At 58.8% G+C, this 14232-nt stretch carries 10 protein-coding genes; 2 read left to right on the forward strand and 8 right to left on the reverse strand.

The annotated features are described in order from the left end of the window. Positions 1 to 94 precede the first annotated feature (94 nt). Both hldE and msbA read right to left on the reverse strand, forming a co-directional pair. Positions 95 to 1519 (reverse strand): bifunctional D-glycero-beta-D-manno-heptose-7-phosphate kinase/D-glycero-beta-D-manno-heptose 1-phosphate adenylyltransferase HldE, encoded by a 1425-nt coding sequence (gene hldE, locus AC1DWM_RS05850; RefSeq protein ID WP_223520093.1) that lies wholly within the window; start codon positions 1517 to 1519, stop codon positions 95 to 97. Positions 1520 to 1694: 175 nt separating this feature from the next. Beyond that, the gene (gene msbA / locus AC1DWM_RS05855; protein WP_223520092.1) at positions 1695 to 3497 is read right to left on the reverse strand and encodes a lipid A export permease/ATP-binding protein MsbA; all 1803 of its coding nucleotides are present in this window, start codon (positions 3495 to 3497) and stop codon (positions 1695 to 1697) included. A 156-nt stretch (positions 3498 to 3653) separates the two neighbouring features. On the opposite strand from msbA, the gene AC1DWM_RS05860 reads away from it, so the two are divergent. Together AC1DWM_RS05860 and AC1DWM_RS05865 are read left to right on the forward strand one after the other, a co-directional pair. Continuing rightward, on the forward strand, positions 3654 to 5516 hold the full coding sequence (locus tag AC1DWM_RS05860; RefSeq protein WP_223520090.1) for a bifunctional O-antigen ligase/aminoglycoside phosphotransferase family protein: 1863 nt from the start codon (positions 3654 to 3656) through the stop codon (positions 5514 to 5516). Next, on the forward strand, positions 5516 to 6733 hold the full coding sequence (locus AC1DWM_RS05865; RefSeq protein ID WP_223520088.1) for an acyltransferase family protein: 1218 nt from the start codon (positions 5516 to 5518) through the stop codon (positions 6731 to 6733). The genes AC1DWM_RS05860 and AC1DWM_RS05865 overlap by 1 nt, the downstream gene beginning before the upstream one ends. A 62-nt stretch (positions 6734 to 6795) precedes the next feature. Here the strand turns inward: AC1DWM_RS05865 and AC1DWM_RS05870 are convergent, their stop codons facing one another. The 6 genes from AC1DWM_RS05870 to AC1DWM_RS05895 are packed head-to-tail and all read right to left on the reverse strand — an operon-like array spanning position 6796 to position 14046. Then, complete coding sequence (locus AC1DWM_RS05870; RefSeq protein WP_477794793.1) at positions 6796 to 7680, reverse strand: glycosyltransferase; 885 nt, start codon at positions 7678 to 7680, stop codon at positions 6796 to 6798. Continuing rightward, on the reverse strand, positions 7677 to 8831 hold the full coding sequence (locus AC1DWM_RS05875; protein ID WP_477794794.1) for a glycosyltransferase family 4 protein: 1155 nt from the start codon (positions 8829 to 8831) through the stop codon (positions 7677 to 7679). The genes AC1DWM_RS05870 and AC1DWM_RS05875 overlap by 4 nt, the downstream gene beginning before the upstream one ends. Then, a complete protein-coding gene (locus AC1DWM_RS05880; protein WP_477794795.1) occupies positions 8828 to 10270 on the reverse strand; it encodes a PIG-L deacetylase family protein in 1443 nt (480 codons plus the stop codon). The genes AC1DWM_RS05875 and AC1DWM_RS05880 overlap by 4 nt, the downstream gene beginning before the upstream one ends. 8 nt (positions 10271 to 10278) lie before the next feature. Continuing rightward, positions 10279 to 11175, reverse strand: a complete 897-nt coding sequence (locus tag AC1DWM_RS05885) for an antimicrobial resistance protein Mig-14 (protein ID WP_477794796.1) — start codon at positions 11173 to 11175, stop codon at positions 10279 to 10281. After that, positions 11175 to 12305, reverse strand: coding sequence for a glycosyltransferase (locus AC1DWM_RS05890; RefSeq protein ID WP_477794797.1), 1131 nt, complete (start codon positions 12303 to 12305; stop codon positions 11175 to 11177). The genes AC1DWM_RS05885 and AC1DWM_RS05890 overlap by 1 nt, the downstream gene beginning before the upstream one ends. After that, positions 12289 to 14046 (reverse strand): carbamoyltransferase family protein, encoded by a 1758-nt coding sequence (locus AC1DWM_RS05895; RefSeq protein WP_477794798.1) that lies wholly within the window; start codon positions 14044 to 14046, stop codon positions 12289 to 12291. Before AC1DWM_RS05895 ends, AC1DWM_RS05890 begins: the two co-directional genes overlap by 17 nt. Positions 14047 to 14232 lie beyond the last annotated feature (186 nt).

The raw sequence follows: 14232 nt of genomic DNA on the forward strand, positions 1-14232 counted from the left end.
AGATCGCAGCCTCGTTTCACTCGACAGCTCCTACAGGGAATCGCATTTCAATGTAGGAGCTGTCGAGTGAAACGAGGCTGCGATCTTTTAGGCTTCACTCGGATTGGCGGATTTTCTCGACAATCGCAGTAGTCGAGCTGTTTTCCACCAGCCCCAGCACTTTCACCGTGCCGCCGTAAGCAGTCACGATGTCTGCGCCGACCACTTGGTCAATCCCATAATCGCCACCCTTGACCAACACGTCCGGCTTGACCGCACGCAGCAGGTTTTCCGGGGTGCCTTCAGGGAAGCTGATCACCCAATCCACTGCGCCCAAACCGGCCAATACCGCCATTCGACGGTCAACGCTGTTGATTGGACGACCCGGACCCTTCAAGCGGCTGACCGAAGCATCGTCGTTGACTGCAACGATCAGACGATCGCCCTGGGCCCGTGCCTGCTCAAGGTAGGTCACGTGGCCGGCATGCAGAATGTCGAAGCAGCCATTGGTGAAGACGATCTTCTCTTTGTGCGCACGCGCATCGTCGACCGCCAGCAATAGCTGCTCTAGGCCCAACACGCCGCGCTCCGACCCTTCTGCACGCTGGATGGCGCGGCGCAGTTCCGGCGCGCTGATGGCCGCCGTACCGAGTTTGCCGACCACGATGCCCGCCGCCAGGTTGGCCAGGGCCACCGCGTGCGGCAATTCTTCGCCCGCCGCAATAGCGGCTGCCAGGGTAGAAATCACGGTATCACCGGCACCGGTCACGTCGAACACTTCACGGGCGCGGGCCGGCAAGTGCAGCGCCGGGTGATCAGGGCGCAGCAACGTCATGCCGTGTTCGCCACGGGTCACCAGCAAGGCGCCGAGGTCGAGGTCGTGCATCAGCTGCGCGCCCTTGCTCACCAGCTCGTGCTCATCGGCGCAACCACCGACGATGGTTTCGAACTCGTTGAGGTTCGGGGTGATCAGGCTTGCGCCACGGTAGATCGAAAAATCCTTGCCCTTGGGATCCGCCAGCACCGGAATACCACGGGCACGTGCGGCCTGGATCAGCACCTGATGGTTTTTCAGTGCGCCTTTGCCGTAGTCGGACAGCACCAGCACCTTGATGCCTTCGAGCAATTCATCGACTTGCTCGCCAAGCGCCAACGCATCGGTGGCGAAGGGTTCTTCAAAGTCGATACGCAGCAGTTGCTGGTGACGACTCATGACCCGCAGCTTGACGATGGTCGGCTGGTGCGCAATGCGCTGGAATATCGCCCGAACGCCAGCACCCTTGAGGCTATTGGCCAGGCTGTCGGCAGCTTCGTCGTCGCCGGTCACGCCGACCAGCGAGGCCGGGGCACCGAGCGCGGCAATGTTCAACGCAACGTTGGCGGCACCGCCCGGGCGGTCTTCGATTTGCTCGACCTTGACAACCGGTACCGGCGCCTCAGGGGAAATCCGTGAGGTACCACCATGCCAGTAACGGTCGAGCATGACATCGCCGACCACCAAGACAGGGGCTTGATCGAATCGCGGCATGGACAACTTCATGGAGCAACCCACATACAAAATGAACAGGGGCGCGATATTACCACAGGGTTGGCGTGGCCTTGCGCATGGCATGAACGAGGTCGTAAAAAGCAAAAAAAAAGCAGCCTGGTCAGGTTCAAAGAACCTCAGGCTGCATTTTTTTCAGACTGTCATTAAAACTGACGGATGCCGAGGGTCAGGCGATGTCTTCAGTCGGAGCGTCGAGGCCCATGGCGTTCAGGCGGGCGTAGTAACCGTTTTGCGCCAGAAGCTCGGCATGGGTGCCGCGCTCGACAATCCGGCCCTGATCCATCACCAGGATCAGGTCAGCCTTTTCGATGGTCGACAGACGGTGAGCGATTACCAGCGTGGTCCGGCCTTTCATCACTTGGTCCAGCGCCGCCTGAATGTGGCGCTCCGATTCAGTGTCGAGCGCCGAAGTGGCTTCGTCGAGAATCAGCAACGGTGCGTTCTTCAACAGGGCCCGTGCAATGGCCAGGCGCTGGCGCTGACCGCCGGACAGCAGCACACCATTCTCGCCGACCTGGGTGTCCAGGCCTTCGGGCAACTGCGCGATGAAATCCATTGCGTAGGCATCTTTCGCGGCTCTTTCGATCGCGTCACGAGGTGCGCCAGCCAGGTCGCCATAAGCAATGTTATTGGCCACCGTGTCGCTGAACAACGTCACATGCTGGGTCACTTGGGCGATGTGCTTGCGCAGGTTCAGCAGTTTGTAATCCTCCACCTCAACATCATCAATCAGGATCTCGCCCTTGTCGTGGTGGTAGAAGCGTGGAATCAGGTTGGCCAGGGTCGACTTGCCGCTGCCGGACCGTCCGACAAGCGCTACCATTTGCCCAGGCTCGGCCGAGAAACTGATGTCATTGAGTACCTGGCGATCGGTGCCAGGGTAGGTGAAGCTCAGATTGCGCACGTCCAGGCGGCCGCTGACGGCATCGCGCTCCACGGTGCCGGTATCGACTTCAGGCTCGACGTCCAGCTGTTCGAAAATACTCTCGGCACCCGCCACACCTTTCTGGATGGTCGAGCTGACTTCGGACAATTGGCGGATCGGCTTGGGCAACAGGCCGGCCAGGGTGATGTAGGCAACCATGTCACCAGCCGACGCATCGCCGCGCAGGAACAGCACCAGGAACATCAACACCGCCATGGCGCTGTAGATCACCAGTTGCAACAACGGCGTGTAAATGGCACCGGTGCGCGTCATGCGCAGTTGTTTGTCGGTGTTGCCCTGACTGGCTGCGAAGAAACGCTTCTCTTCGTAGACTTCACCGCCAAAGCTGCGCACCACGCGATACCCCTGGATGGTTTCCGACGCCACGTGGGTCACGTCGCCCATGGCCACCTGGATTTTCTTGCTCTGCTTGCGGAATTTCTTGCTCGCGGTGCGCACCATGATGGCGATCAGCGGCAGGATGGCGATCATGACCAGCGTCAGGCGCCAATTCATGAACAGCAGCGAGGCAAACAGGAAGATCACTGTCATGCCTTCACGGATTACGACCTTGATCGCATCTGTGGCCGCCCCGGTGACCATCGTCACATTGAAGGTGATACGCGAAATCAGATGACCCGAGTTATGCTTGTCGAAATAGCGATTGGGCAAAACCAGCAGGTTATTGAACAACTGCACCCGCAAGTCATGGACAAGCCCGAGGGAAACCTTGGCCAGAAAGTAGTTGCCCAGATATGATCCCAGCCCCTGCCACGCGGCGATCAGAATGATCAGCAGCGGCACAGCCTGCAACAGTTGCAGGTCGCGCAGGTAAGGCACAGAGGGGAAAAGCACTGCCTCAGGATTGGACAGGCCATCGACAAAGTATTTGAGAATGTAACCAAGCATCGGCTGGGTCGAAGCGAAAATCAAAAAGCCGACAATGCTGATCAGAAACAGACTGATGTACGGCCGGACATAGCCGAGCAGGCGGAAGTAGATTTTCAAGCTCGATGGGCTTGCGGAGAGACTGGAGTCGGCCATATCACGCGTTTGTCGATAAAAAGGACGCTGACTTTAGCACAGCTTCTTCAGGGTTCTGGCAATCGACTAAAGGCTGTTATTGTTAGGCATCGAATTAAGTATCAAATAGCCATCACCCCGGAATGCCCGATCAACTTCAGGATTGAATCTCTCAGTATGCAACTCAGCGGTTTCAATAGTGCGTCAAATCGAGTTTTCGATTTCATCTGCCTCTGGATTCTTCCACTTGGCTATCTCTTGCTTCTATGCGCATTGTTTTTCTTGCCGGGCCGGAGTCTGCACCACAAACTTTATTATGGCCTGTTCAGCATTCCGGTGCTGATTGCCCTGTGTCTGCGTCCCCGCGAACTCAAAGAATTGTGCCGCGAGCCGATCTTCATTGCCGTGGTGGTGTTCGCGGCCTGGGCGCTGGTGAGTTTGTCCTGGGCACCGGGACAGGAAAGCTTCTCCAGTCAAGTCAAAGCACCGCTGCATATCCTGATGCTGTTCGCTGGCTGCTACTTGCTGGTGCGCTATCGCAGCGAAATCATTCACCCCCTGCTGTTCGCCGCGGCATTGATCGGACTGGTCGGCACCGTCCATAACCTGTTCGTTTTCGCCCGCATGTACGAGCCGGGTATGCGTTTGATCGGTGGCGGTGCGTTCGACAACCCACTGCTGAGTTCTCACATCTATGGCTTTTATGCTGCCTACTGGCTGAGCATGAGCATGATCTGCAAGCGCCGCCTGATGCTCTGGTTGAGTCTTCCGGCGATGGCAATCATGTTTGCCGCCGTGATCGCCACTGGCTCCAGAACGCCTCTGGCTGCACTGACGATGGCGGGGCTCTGGCTGGGCTTCATTTGCTGGAACCGCCGCTCCGTCATATTGCTGGGCGCATTGGTTGCCAGCGGCGCCGCGCTTTATGTGCTGTTTGCGCGAATGATCATCGAACGCGGCGATTCTTATCGCTTCGAAATTTGGCAACTGGCTATCAATCAAATAGCCGATCACCCATGGATCGGTCATGGTTATAGCGCCAACCTGGCCATCGACCCCGGCGTCGGCGTCAGCTTTCAGGAGCCCCACAGCTTTGTCCTGGGCGTGCTCTTTTACGTCGGTGTTGTGGGATTGCTGCCATGGTTGTTTTTCCAGGCCTGGAGTTTGCTCAGCAGTTGGCGAAATCGCGTGCAACCACTGTTCATCATCGCCTCGACCTGGCTGATATTCGGCATCGGCGCAGGCTTGACCGAGGGCGGCGGCATCATCTCCCGGCCGAAGGAGCACTGGTTTCTGCTCTGGATTCCGCTGGCGCTGATCGCCGCGCTTTGCATTAATCAACGCGCCAGACGCTTGTTGGCGATGCCCATCAAGACACTGACGCCAACGGCCCAGCAACAATTGACCGCCAATGCGCAGGTGATCGAAGAAGATGGCCTGGGCCCCAAAGTCTTGCGCCTGCTCGATGGCAGCTTCCTCAAGCTGTTCCGCTGCCGTCGCTGGTACACCTCAGGCAGTTTCAACCCCTACTCCGAACGCTTTGCCGTCAACAGCGAGCAGCTGCGCAACATGGGGTTTGCGACCCCGCCGATTCTTGACCTTTATCGCCTGGCAGACGGCAGCAGCGCCGTGCACTATTCACCGCTGCCCGGCAATACGCTGCGCCAGGTCTTGCAAGGCATAACCGCACCCGCGGTGCGTGAGGCGCTGGTGGAGCGATTCGGCAAGTTCATGGCTCAACTGCATGAACAGGGCGTCTATTTCCGTTCGCTGCACCTGGGCAACGTTCTGGTGCTTGAAGATGGAGAGTTCGGCTTGATCGATGTGGCCGACCTGCGCATTTACCCTTCTTCGTTGAGCCTGGCCCTGCGTCAGCGCAACCTGCGCCATATGCAGCGTTACACCGTAGACAAGCGCTGGCTGTTCCAGGAACACTTTGAAGCACTGCTTCAGGGCTATGCCATGACGGCATCCAAGTCCGCTGTTGATAACCTGCACAGACTAGTGCTGACCGGGAGCTCCCCGGTCAAGGCTCATTGATGACTGAAACCAATCCTCTCATTGCGCTAGCAGCTTATCTGCTGGCCATTGTGACCGGCGCCCTGCTGTTACGCGCCGTACCGAAAATCGCCCGTCAAATCGAACATTCCAGTGAAAGCCGTTATGCCAGCATTGATGGGCTACGCGGTTATCTGGCGTTCGGCGTGTTCGTACACCATGCGATCATTACCTTGATCTTCCTGCGCACGGGTGTGTTTGATTTTCCGCCGAGCAATTTCTACTCACAACTTGGCCAAGGCAGTGTCGCGCTGTTTTTCATGATCACCGCTTTCCTGTTTTGGAATCGACTACTCACCCAGGGACGTCAACACGACTGGCTGGCTTTTGCAGTATCGCGGCTGTTTCGCCTGTACCCGTTGTACTTGCCGCTGATGCTGATCGTGTTTGTCACGGTGTTCTACCTGCAGAACTGGGAACTCAAGGACTCAGGGATCCAGTTCTTCGGCCAGATCCTGGCCTGGCTGACCTTCGACCGGCCGGACGTCAACCAGTACTACCAAACCGGCGTGCTGATCTCCAACGTCACCTGGACTTTGGGTTACGAGGTATTTTTCTATCTGGCATTGCCCCTCGCCGCCTTGGTGTTTATCTACCGAGGCAGCTGGAAGCAAACGGTGTTGTGCCTGATCGGCATTTACGCACTGTATGAACTGGTCGGCCTGGAGCACTCGCTGAAAAAACATTTTCTCGCGAGCTTTCTCGGCGGCATCGGCGCTGCGTACTGGGTTCGCCAACCGAAACTGGTGGCCTGGGGTCAGACTCGAATGGCGGGGATTATCGCGCTGCTGGCATTGGCAATTGCCTTCACGGCATTCAACCGTGCTTTCAGCCCGAAGCCACTGCTGCTCATGTCGTTGTTTTTCGTGATTGTGGCGTCCGGAAACACCCTGTTCGGTGCGCTGAAACCACGCAGCATCCGTTGGCTCGGCGAAATCAGCTACAGCACCTATTTACTGCACGGCTTTGTGCTGTGGGTGTTCATCCAGCGCCTGCCGCTGGTGCTTGATCTGGATGCGCGTGACATCTGGACCTTTCTGCCGCTGCTGGCCCTGTGCAGCTGCCTGCTGATCATCATCAGCAGCCTGACGTTCCTGTACATTGAGAAACCGGGCATAACGGCCGGCAAGAAGGCCTTGCTGTGGCTGCGCCAAGGCAATCAAGCCAACAGGATTCTGACGGAGAAGATCGCTGGCTGAAGCTGACACACACCTTGTAGCTGCTGGCGAAGCCTGCGGCTATAAGGCGCATGGAGGCTGGGTCAGTCTTTTTCCAGCGGCGAGAAGTACAGCCGCCCCAGACCGCGCCAGGTCTTCTTGTTCCAGGCCTTGAACGGGATCTGCGCCAGCAGTTCGCGGGCCAGCTTGCGGTCACGGTTGGCGGTCTTGAGGAACATTGAGCTGAGGAACTTGTAGCGAACCTCGTCGTACAGTGGATGGTCGCTGAACAGCGCGTAGGTACGCAGGATGCTGTCGATCATGAAGCGGTGGTTCTTGTAAGAGTTGGTGGCGTGTTTGCGATAGCGCGCCATCAGCACATTCAGGCCATCGATAAAGTAACCGGCATGGGTCACCTTCAGTTCGATCAGCAAATCTTCCAGGCGAATGTTCGGATCGAACCCACCCACCTTATCCAGCGCCTCCCGACGGATCATCAGGGTCGGGGCGGGTGGATAGGGTTTGCGCTCCAGAAACATGTCATCGAAATCCAGACGACGAAACGGCACATCACGACGCTGACGCTTCTCCGGGTACAGATTACCGTCGGCGTCGATCAGCTCGATATTGCCGGCGCAGATACCAACCTCGGGCTTGCCATCCATGTGCGCCACCTGAGTGGCGATGCGCTCTGGCAGCATGATGTCGTCAGAACCGAACGGCACGATCAGACTGCCCTTTGAACGGGCGATGGCACCGTTGAGGGTATTGGTCAGCCCCTGGTTCTGTTGAACCCGGAAATCGAAACCGTGTTGTGCCTGCAAAGCGTTGATCCGTTCAACGCTGTTGTCGCTGGAACCGTCGTCGACCACCAACAATTCGATGTTCTTATACGTCTGGTTGAGGACGCTGAGAATGCTTTCCTCGATGTAGCGAGCGTGGTTATACGACGCAATGATGACCGTGACGAGAGGTTGCGCGGCGCTCATGGTTGTTCCTTGCGGGCCTGTTCCAGGCCGGAGTCAATCAGGCTCAGGTATTCCTGACGGAACACCTCGATGTCGTGTTGTTCCTGCAGATAACGGAAGGCCTGCTCGCCCTTGGCCTTGAGCTCGACATCCGACAGCCCGAGGTAGTTATCCAGCGCTGCGACCAGGCTCGGCACTTCCTTGGGCGTAATCGCCAGCCCGCCAGCCCCTTCAATCAGCGGCAACATGGCGGGTACGTTGGAGGCGATCACCGGCAGATGACCGCTCATGCCTTCGAGCAGCGCCAACCCGAGGCCTTCAGCCAGGGACGGCATGGTCCAGATGTCGAAGGCGCGAATGTACTGCAAGGCGATTTCCTTGAAGCCCAGAAGGTGTGCGCGCCCGGTCAGGCCCAAGCGTTCGATCTCGGCATTCAGGCGCGACTCTTCGCGGCCGGCACCAATGATCGCCAACTGTGTGTTCGGGTACTTGTCCTTGAGCGCGGCAAACGCCTGCAACAGATAGGTGTGACCCTTGACCGGTACAAGACGCCCCAGAGCACCAATCAAGCGCACCGACGGATCGATCCCCAACAATTCGCGGGCACGCTCGCGGCTATGCTGCAAACCTTCGGCCTGCTCAATGTCGATGGCGTTGGTGATCGCGTAAGTATTCTGATCGGTAAAACCGCAGTCGCAGTCCAACAGGTACTGTTTGACCGCCGGCGACACGCCGACAAAACGCCAGTGACGATCGATCAGGCGCTGGGTCTGGCGGCGCCGGTAAAACCGGTCGTACTCACCAAAACCGTGAGAAATGCCGATGCACAGCGGCACTTTCAACCAACGGTTAAGCGTCAGCATCATGTTCACGGGCTTGAAGCGGTTACAGATCACCACGTCGAATTTTTCCGCGCGGCAAAACTTGTACAGCGTCCACATCGCCCGCAAGCGCATGCCTTTGAGGGACTTGTCGGAAAACTCGAAGTACACCGAACGGTCCGCCCGGCTTATAGCCTCACCTGGCCCGGGCTTGCCGCGCAGGAACGCCGCCGTCACTTCGTAGCGATCACCGGGCAGCGCCTTGACGATCTGCTCCGCGAGGTCGGCAAAATCATGGGCTTTGACGTTGTAGTCAGGCTGCAATTGCAGAACCTTTAGCCGCTGGCTCATAACTCTCCCCGCTGCGAAGCGTTGATTGGTGTGTGCTTGAGTATCCACAAGAGCTCGTGACGCCGAACGGCCTTGCGAAAGAATTCGTTTTCACCGTAGGCCGGCGGCTTCCGCCTGGCCAGTAGCCGCTGGATTAATCGGCGCAGGCGTCGCTTGAACGGCATCGACGGTTGCAGGTCATGCATCATGCCCAACGCCATGGCTTTGTCGCGCTGAAGGTCCAGAGACAGCGGCAGGCAGCAAGGCTGCATTGGCGTCGCCGCGTCGAAGCCTGGCGGCAACGCGATACCATGACCGGCATCGCCCATTGGCCAGCGGTCGTTGTCGTGCAAATGGTTGGCGTAGCCGAGCAGTGTGGTCGGCTGCCATTCCAGGCCTTTCAAGGCTTCGAGAACCGCTTGTTGGGCACAGATATGATCGGGATGCGGATCGAGGGTCGGGTGCGGCAGTACGATCACGTCAGGGCGCGCACGCAGCAGTACTGCACGCAGATCGGCCAACAGGTTGTTCCAGGTCGGCGCACCGTCGGCATCGCCCGGCAGGGCAAATGGATTCAACTCGCGAAACAGCCGAGTGTCACTCATGTCCGCTTCTCGCGAACCGACCGGTTGCGTCGGCGCGGCCTGCATCGCTGCCAGTTGCAGACAGAAGTAACCCAACTGCACGCAATGAGCCTGCGGCACACCAGCCCAACGCGGTACGGCAATGCTGTCCCAAGCGCGCAAACGGCCCTTGAGCCGCGACGCCTCGACCTTGTTCAGGCCGATCTGTTGGTAGTGTTCGGCTTCGATTTCACCGGCCGTCAGTGTCACGATCCAGGCTTCATCGGCCTGGCTGTACAAACCATAGGCAGCCAGCTCGGCGTCGTCGGCGTGGGGCGCGATCACCATCACCCGTTGCCGGCGGAAGTCGGGTTGTTCCAGTGCCCACAATACCGGCTCGCCGAACAGGCGGCAGTAGCGTCCACGCAGGCGCAACTCACCACGCGACAGCACTTGCGCCTGACCACTGAGGTTCAGGTAACGCAGGCCATTCGCGCCGCGTTCAAAGGTTTGCCGGTCCGGATTATCACCACCCGACAACTCCACCAGCGGGTCGATAAAGCGCCCCAGCCAGGTGCTTTTCACCCGTAGCGCCAACACCAGCGTGGCGTCGTCGACCAGCATCACGCCTTCGTCCAGGCGCAAGCGCTCGCCGTCCAGATGCACCTTGGGTTGTGGGGTGAAGGGCGGGAAGCTGTATCGGTAATCGTCTTTTGGGGAATAAAACAGGTGGTCTGCGAACCAGGCCTCGTGGGCAATCCAGCCCAGCACCGCACACACCAACGGCAACCACCAGGCCACCATCACGCCGATGGCAATCAACAGCATCAGCGCGATCAACAGGCTGATACGTTTGTTGCGCCGATGGCGCTTGAGCAGTTGCTGTTTGCGGCTCATGGGTTCACTCACACGGTAAAAACCGGCACAGGATTGCACCAGCGGTCCTTGTATTCCCGGTCGGCACGACCGAAGGAAAACCGCAAAGGCTTGTCCAGGGCGCGAGCGTGTTCCCAGGCACTTTGGGTGTTGAGAAAACTCAGCACGCTACCGGGGCTGAACTCGCGGGTTTCAGGATCGACGCCACCGTTGATGTATTCGACGCTGATCCATTCCGGCGCTTCAACGCGGTAGACCAGTTGAATGGCGATCGGGGCATCGTTGAGGAAAATCACCGAGCCGATCAGCAAGTCGCGCAGCAGTTCGACCACCTCACCCATGCGCTCGGCACCCGTGGCCGGGAAACCCCAACGGCGCTGGAACAGGTCGCAATAAATCGCCGCTAGCTCAGCACTGGAAAACTCGGAGACCGGACGCACAACGCCACCGGCTTCTTCCAGCAGACGCAATTCACGGCGCTGGTTGTAGCGGAATTTTTTTGACAGTTCTTCGGGCGTGCGCGCCATGGCCAGTTGTTCGGCCTGTAGCTTGATATCGGTGAATCGGCCTTCGCTCAGTGCCGACAAATAACGTCCGCGATGGCGCAGCGCTGCTTGTGCATCGGCGGCAGCCGGCAGAATCACCTCGGCATTGCCGAGGTCGAACAAGCCTTTTTTTCCACGGCGCTTGAGCACGTCTTTGGACAGCGCCAGATCGCGCCCCCAGGTCGGGATGGCGGCTTTCACTTCACCGTTCTGCTCCCAGGCCAGGTAACGCACCGGGATCTCGGCCAACTGCGCCAGGCGCTCAACCACCATGGGATGAGTCGCGACGCTACCGCCAAAACGCTGCCAGGCCTGTGCATAAGTCGAGGCGTCGACCAGCGTCCAGCCACGTTCGCGCCAGCCTTGAAATCGGTTGAGCATCAGCCCCTCGGTGCCAGTTCTGTGACGTGTGGCAAATGCCAGAAAGCATCGCGCACCGCGCGGTCGGAGAAGTGCTCACGCAAACGGTCGAGCATCATCTCGGCACATTGATGACGTTGCTGCTCGTCCATCGCGGCCAGATGTTGCAGCCCTTGAGCCAGACGCTCGGCATCGCCCAACGGGAACAGGATGCCGACCCCTTCAACGACTTCCCTCGCGCCACCACAAGCGGTCGCGAGCAACGGCACGCCAGCGGCCATGGCTTCCAGCAGCACCATACCGAAAGGTTCGTGATCGGAGCTCAAGGCAAACACATTGAAGGCACGGAAGTAGCGACGAGCGTCCGGCACTTGGCCGAGGAACAGCACCCGATCACCAATACCCAGTTCGCGGGCCAGTTCCTTGAGGTCCTGTTCCAGCCGACCACTACCTAGAATCACCAGTTGGCTGTTGGCCGGCAATTGCGGCAATGCCAGGGCAAAACCGTGCAGCAGCGTGGTCTGGTCCTTGTCCGGATGCAGCCGCCCGACATTGCCGACAATCCAGGCATCCGCTGACAGACCCAGGGTTTCCCGGGCTTCGCGAGCCGAGACCTGACTGGTCTGCATGGCCGGCACATCGATACGGTTATAGAGCGTCTGAATCCGCCCGGCCGGCCATTTCGGCAGGCAACTGCGCATGTCGTCACGCACCGCATCGGAGACCCCGAGCAGGCTGAGGCGCTTGCGGAAAAGATGGGCGAACAGTTTGCGAGTGCCGCGTTGGTAATCGCCAAACGCGTGATGCACACCGATGACCGGCAGCGAGGTGCCGAGCAAGGCGATGTAGATCGGCTTGAAACGGTGGGCAATGCAGAAGCTGAAATTGCGCGAGGCGGCGATCTTGCGCAGATCGCCGATGGCGCCCAGCTTCAGGCCACGAATGGCCTTGGAGCTGTACTCCATGAACAGCACTTCATCGGAAGCGCAGCCCGCAGCGACGTCGCTGTCGGCGGCCCCGGTCAGAAAGACCGTGGTCACTCGATAGCCAGTCCCCGCGAACAGGCTGGCGTACTGCCGGGCACAGTCCAGAAACGGGCCGTCATAGCCGTGACAGAACTGCAACACATGGCGTTCAGCCGAGCGAGTCATATGCGTCCGCGCCCTCTTTAACCACCAGGATGTCTTCCATGATCAAGTACTGTAGATCGGAACCGAAGAACATGTTCAGGGCATCGGTCGGCGAGCAGATCATCGGCTCGCCACGACGGTTCAGCGAGGTGTTCAGCGACACGCCGTTGCCAGTCAGCACTTCCAGCGCTTTCATCATGTCGTAGTAGCGCGGGTTGTACTCACGCTTGAGCACCTGGGCGCGGGACGTACCGTCTTCGTGGACGACTTCCGGCACGCGGGTCTTCCACTCTTCAGCCACTTCAAAGGTGAAGGTCATGAACGGTGCCGGGTGATCGATCTTGATCATCTGCGGAGCAACGGTGTCGAGCATCGACGGGCAGAAAGGCCTCCAGCGCTCGCGGAACTTGATCTGGTGGTTGATACGGTCAGCCACGCCGACGGCGCTAGGGCAACCGATGATCGAACGACCACCCAAGGCACGCGGACCGAACTCCATGCGCCCCTGGAACCAGGCCACCGGGTTTCCGTCGACCATGATTTTGGCGATGTTTTCCGGCATGTTGTCGAGCTTGCGCCAGACTGGTTTGCTCGGGTGACGGGCGCAGGCAGCGAGCACGTCTTCGTTGGTGTACGAAGGGCCGAGGTAGACGTGTTCCATCTTCTCGACCGGCACGCCACGGGCGTTAGAAACATACGCCGCCGCGCCGACCGCAGTGCCGGCGTCGCCGGATGCAGGCTGTACAAACAGCTCTTTGACGTCATCGCGAGCGATGATTTTCTGGTTCAGCTTGACGTTCAACGCACAGCCGCCGGCGTAGGCCAGTTTGCCGGTTTCCTTGAGCACGTCGCCCAGGTAGTGGTCGATCATCTGCAACGAGATCTTTTCGAACAGCGCTTGAATGCTCGCAGCGTAGTGGATGTACGGTTCGTCGGCGATGTCGCCTTCGCGCTTGGGACCCAGCCACTCGATCAGCTTCGGCGAGAAGTAGTAACCTTTGCCCTTCTCTTTGTAACGACGCAGGCCGATCACGTTGGCGTAGTCGGTGTTGATCACCAGCTCGCCGTTTTCGAACGAAGCCAGGCGCGAGAAATCGTATTTGCTGGCGTCGCCGTACGGCGCCATGCCCATGACCTTGAACTCACCGTCGAGCATATCGAAACCGAGGAACTCGGTGATCGCGCCATACAGGCCGCCGAGGGAGTCCGGATCGAAGAATTCCTTGATCTTGTGGATCTTGCCGTTCTCGCCGTAACCGAAGAAGGTCGTGGCGTACTCACCCTTGCCGTCGATCCCCAGGATCGCGGTTTTCTCTTTGAAACCGGAGCAGTGGTAAGCACTGGAGGCGTGAGCCAGGTGGTGTTCGACCGGTTCGATCTTGATTTTCTTCGGATCGAAGCCCAGTTGTTCAAGGCACCAGACAATCTTGTTGCGATAGCGCTTGTAGCGACGGTTGCCCATCAGGATCGCGTCGAGGGCGCGGTCCGGGGCGTACCAGTAACGCTTGGCGTATTGCCAGCGAGCCTTGCCGAACAGGCTGATCGGGGCGAATGGAATCGCGACCACGTCAACGTCGGATGGCTTGATGCCCGCCTGTTCCAGGCAGAACTTCGCCGATTCGTAGGGCATGCGGTTCTTTGCATGTTTATCGCGCACAAAGCGCTCTTCTTCAGCCGCCGCGACCAGCTTGCCGTCGATGTACAAGGCTGCGGAAGGATCATGGCTAAGGGCGCCGGACAGGCCAAGAATCGTCAATGCCACAGGGGTCTAGCCTCTTTAGTCTGCATGCAGGCGACAAGCGCCTCAAAAATTAATGTGCCCTCACAAGCAGCGAGAGACAGCTAAAGGGCGGGATTATAGCTTAAAAGCAGCGGCAAGCCTCTAGCGGGAAGTGGCAAGCCAGTGCGTTGACAGACCAAGGGCCTCGACATAGACTCCTGCGCAAAT

This window comes from Pseudomonas sp. P4_C8, assembly GCF_056401975.1.

Excerpts from the sequence above, each read along its gene's own strand:
- hldE (WP_223520093.1), bottom strand. The coding sequence starts at position 1,519 with ATGAAGTTGTCCATGCCGCGATTCGATCAAGCCCCTGTCTTGGTGGTC.
- msbA (WP_223520092.1), bottom strand. The coding sequence starts at position 3,497 with ATGGCCGACTCCAGTCTCTCCGCAAGCCCATCGAGCTTGAAAATCTAC.
- AC1DWM_RS05860 (WP_223520090.1), top strand. The coding sequence starts at position 3,654 with ATGCAACTCAGCGGTTTCAATAGTGCGTCAAATCGAGTTTTCGATTTC.
- AC1DWM_RS05865 (WP_223520088.1), top strand. The coding sequence starts at position 5,516 with ATGACTGAAACCAATCCTCTCATTGCGCTAGCAGCTTATCTGCTGGCC.
- AC1DWM_RS05870 (WP_477794793.1), bottom strand. The coding sequence starts at position 7,680 with ATGAGCGCCGCGCAACCTCTCGTCACGGTCATCATTGCGTCGTATAAC.
- AC1DWM_RS05875 (WP_477794794.1), bottom strand. The coding sequence starts at position 8,831 with ATGAGCCAGCGGCTAAAGGTTCTGCAATTGCAGCCTGACTACAACGTC.
- AC1DWM_RS05880 (WP_477794795.1), bottom strand. The coding sequence starts at position 10,270 with ATGAGCCGCAAACAGCAACTGCTCAAGCGCCATCGGCGCAACAAACGT.
- AC1DWM_RS05885 (WP_477794796.1), bottom strand. The coding sequence starts at position 11,175 with ATGCTCAACCGATTTCAAGGCTGGCGCGAACGTGGCTGGACGCTGGTC.
- AC1DWM_RS05890 (WP_477794797.1), bottom strand. The coding sequence starts at position 12,305 with ATGACTCGCTCGGCTGAACGCCATGTGTTGCAGTTCTGTCACGGCTAT.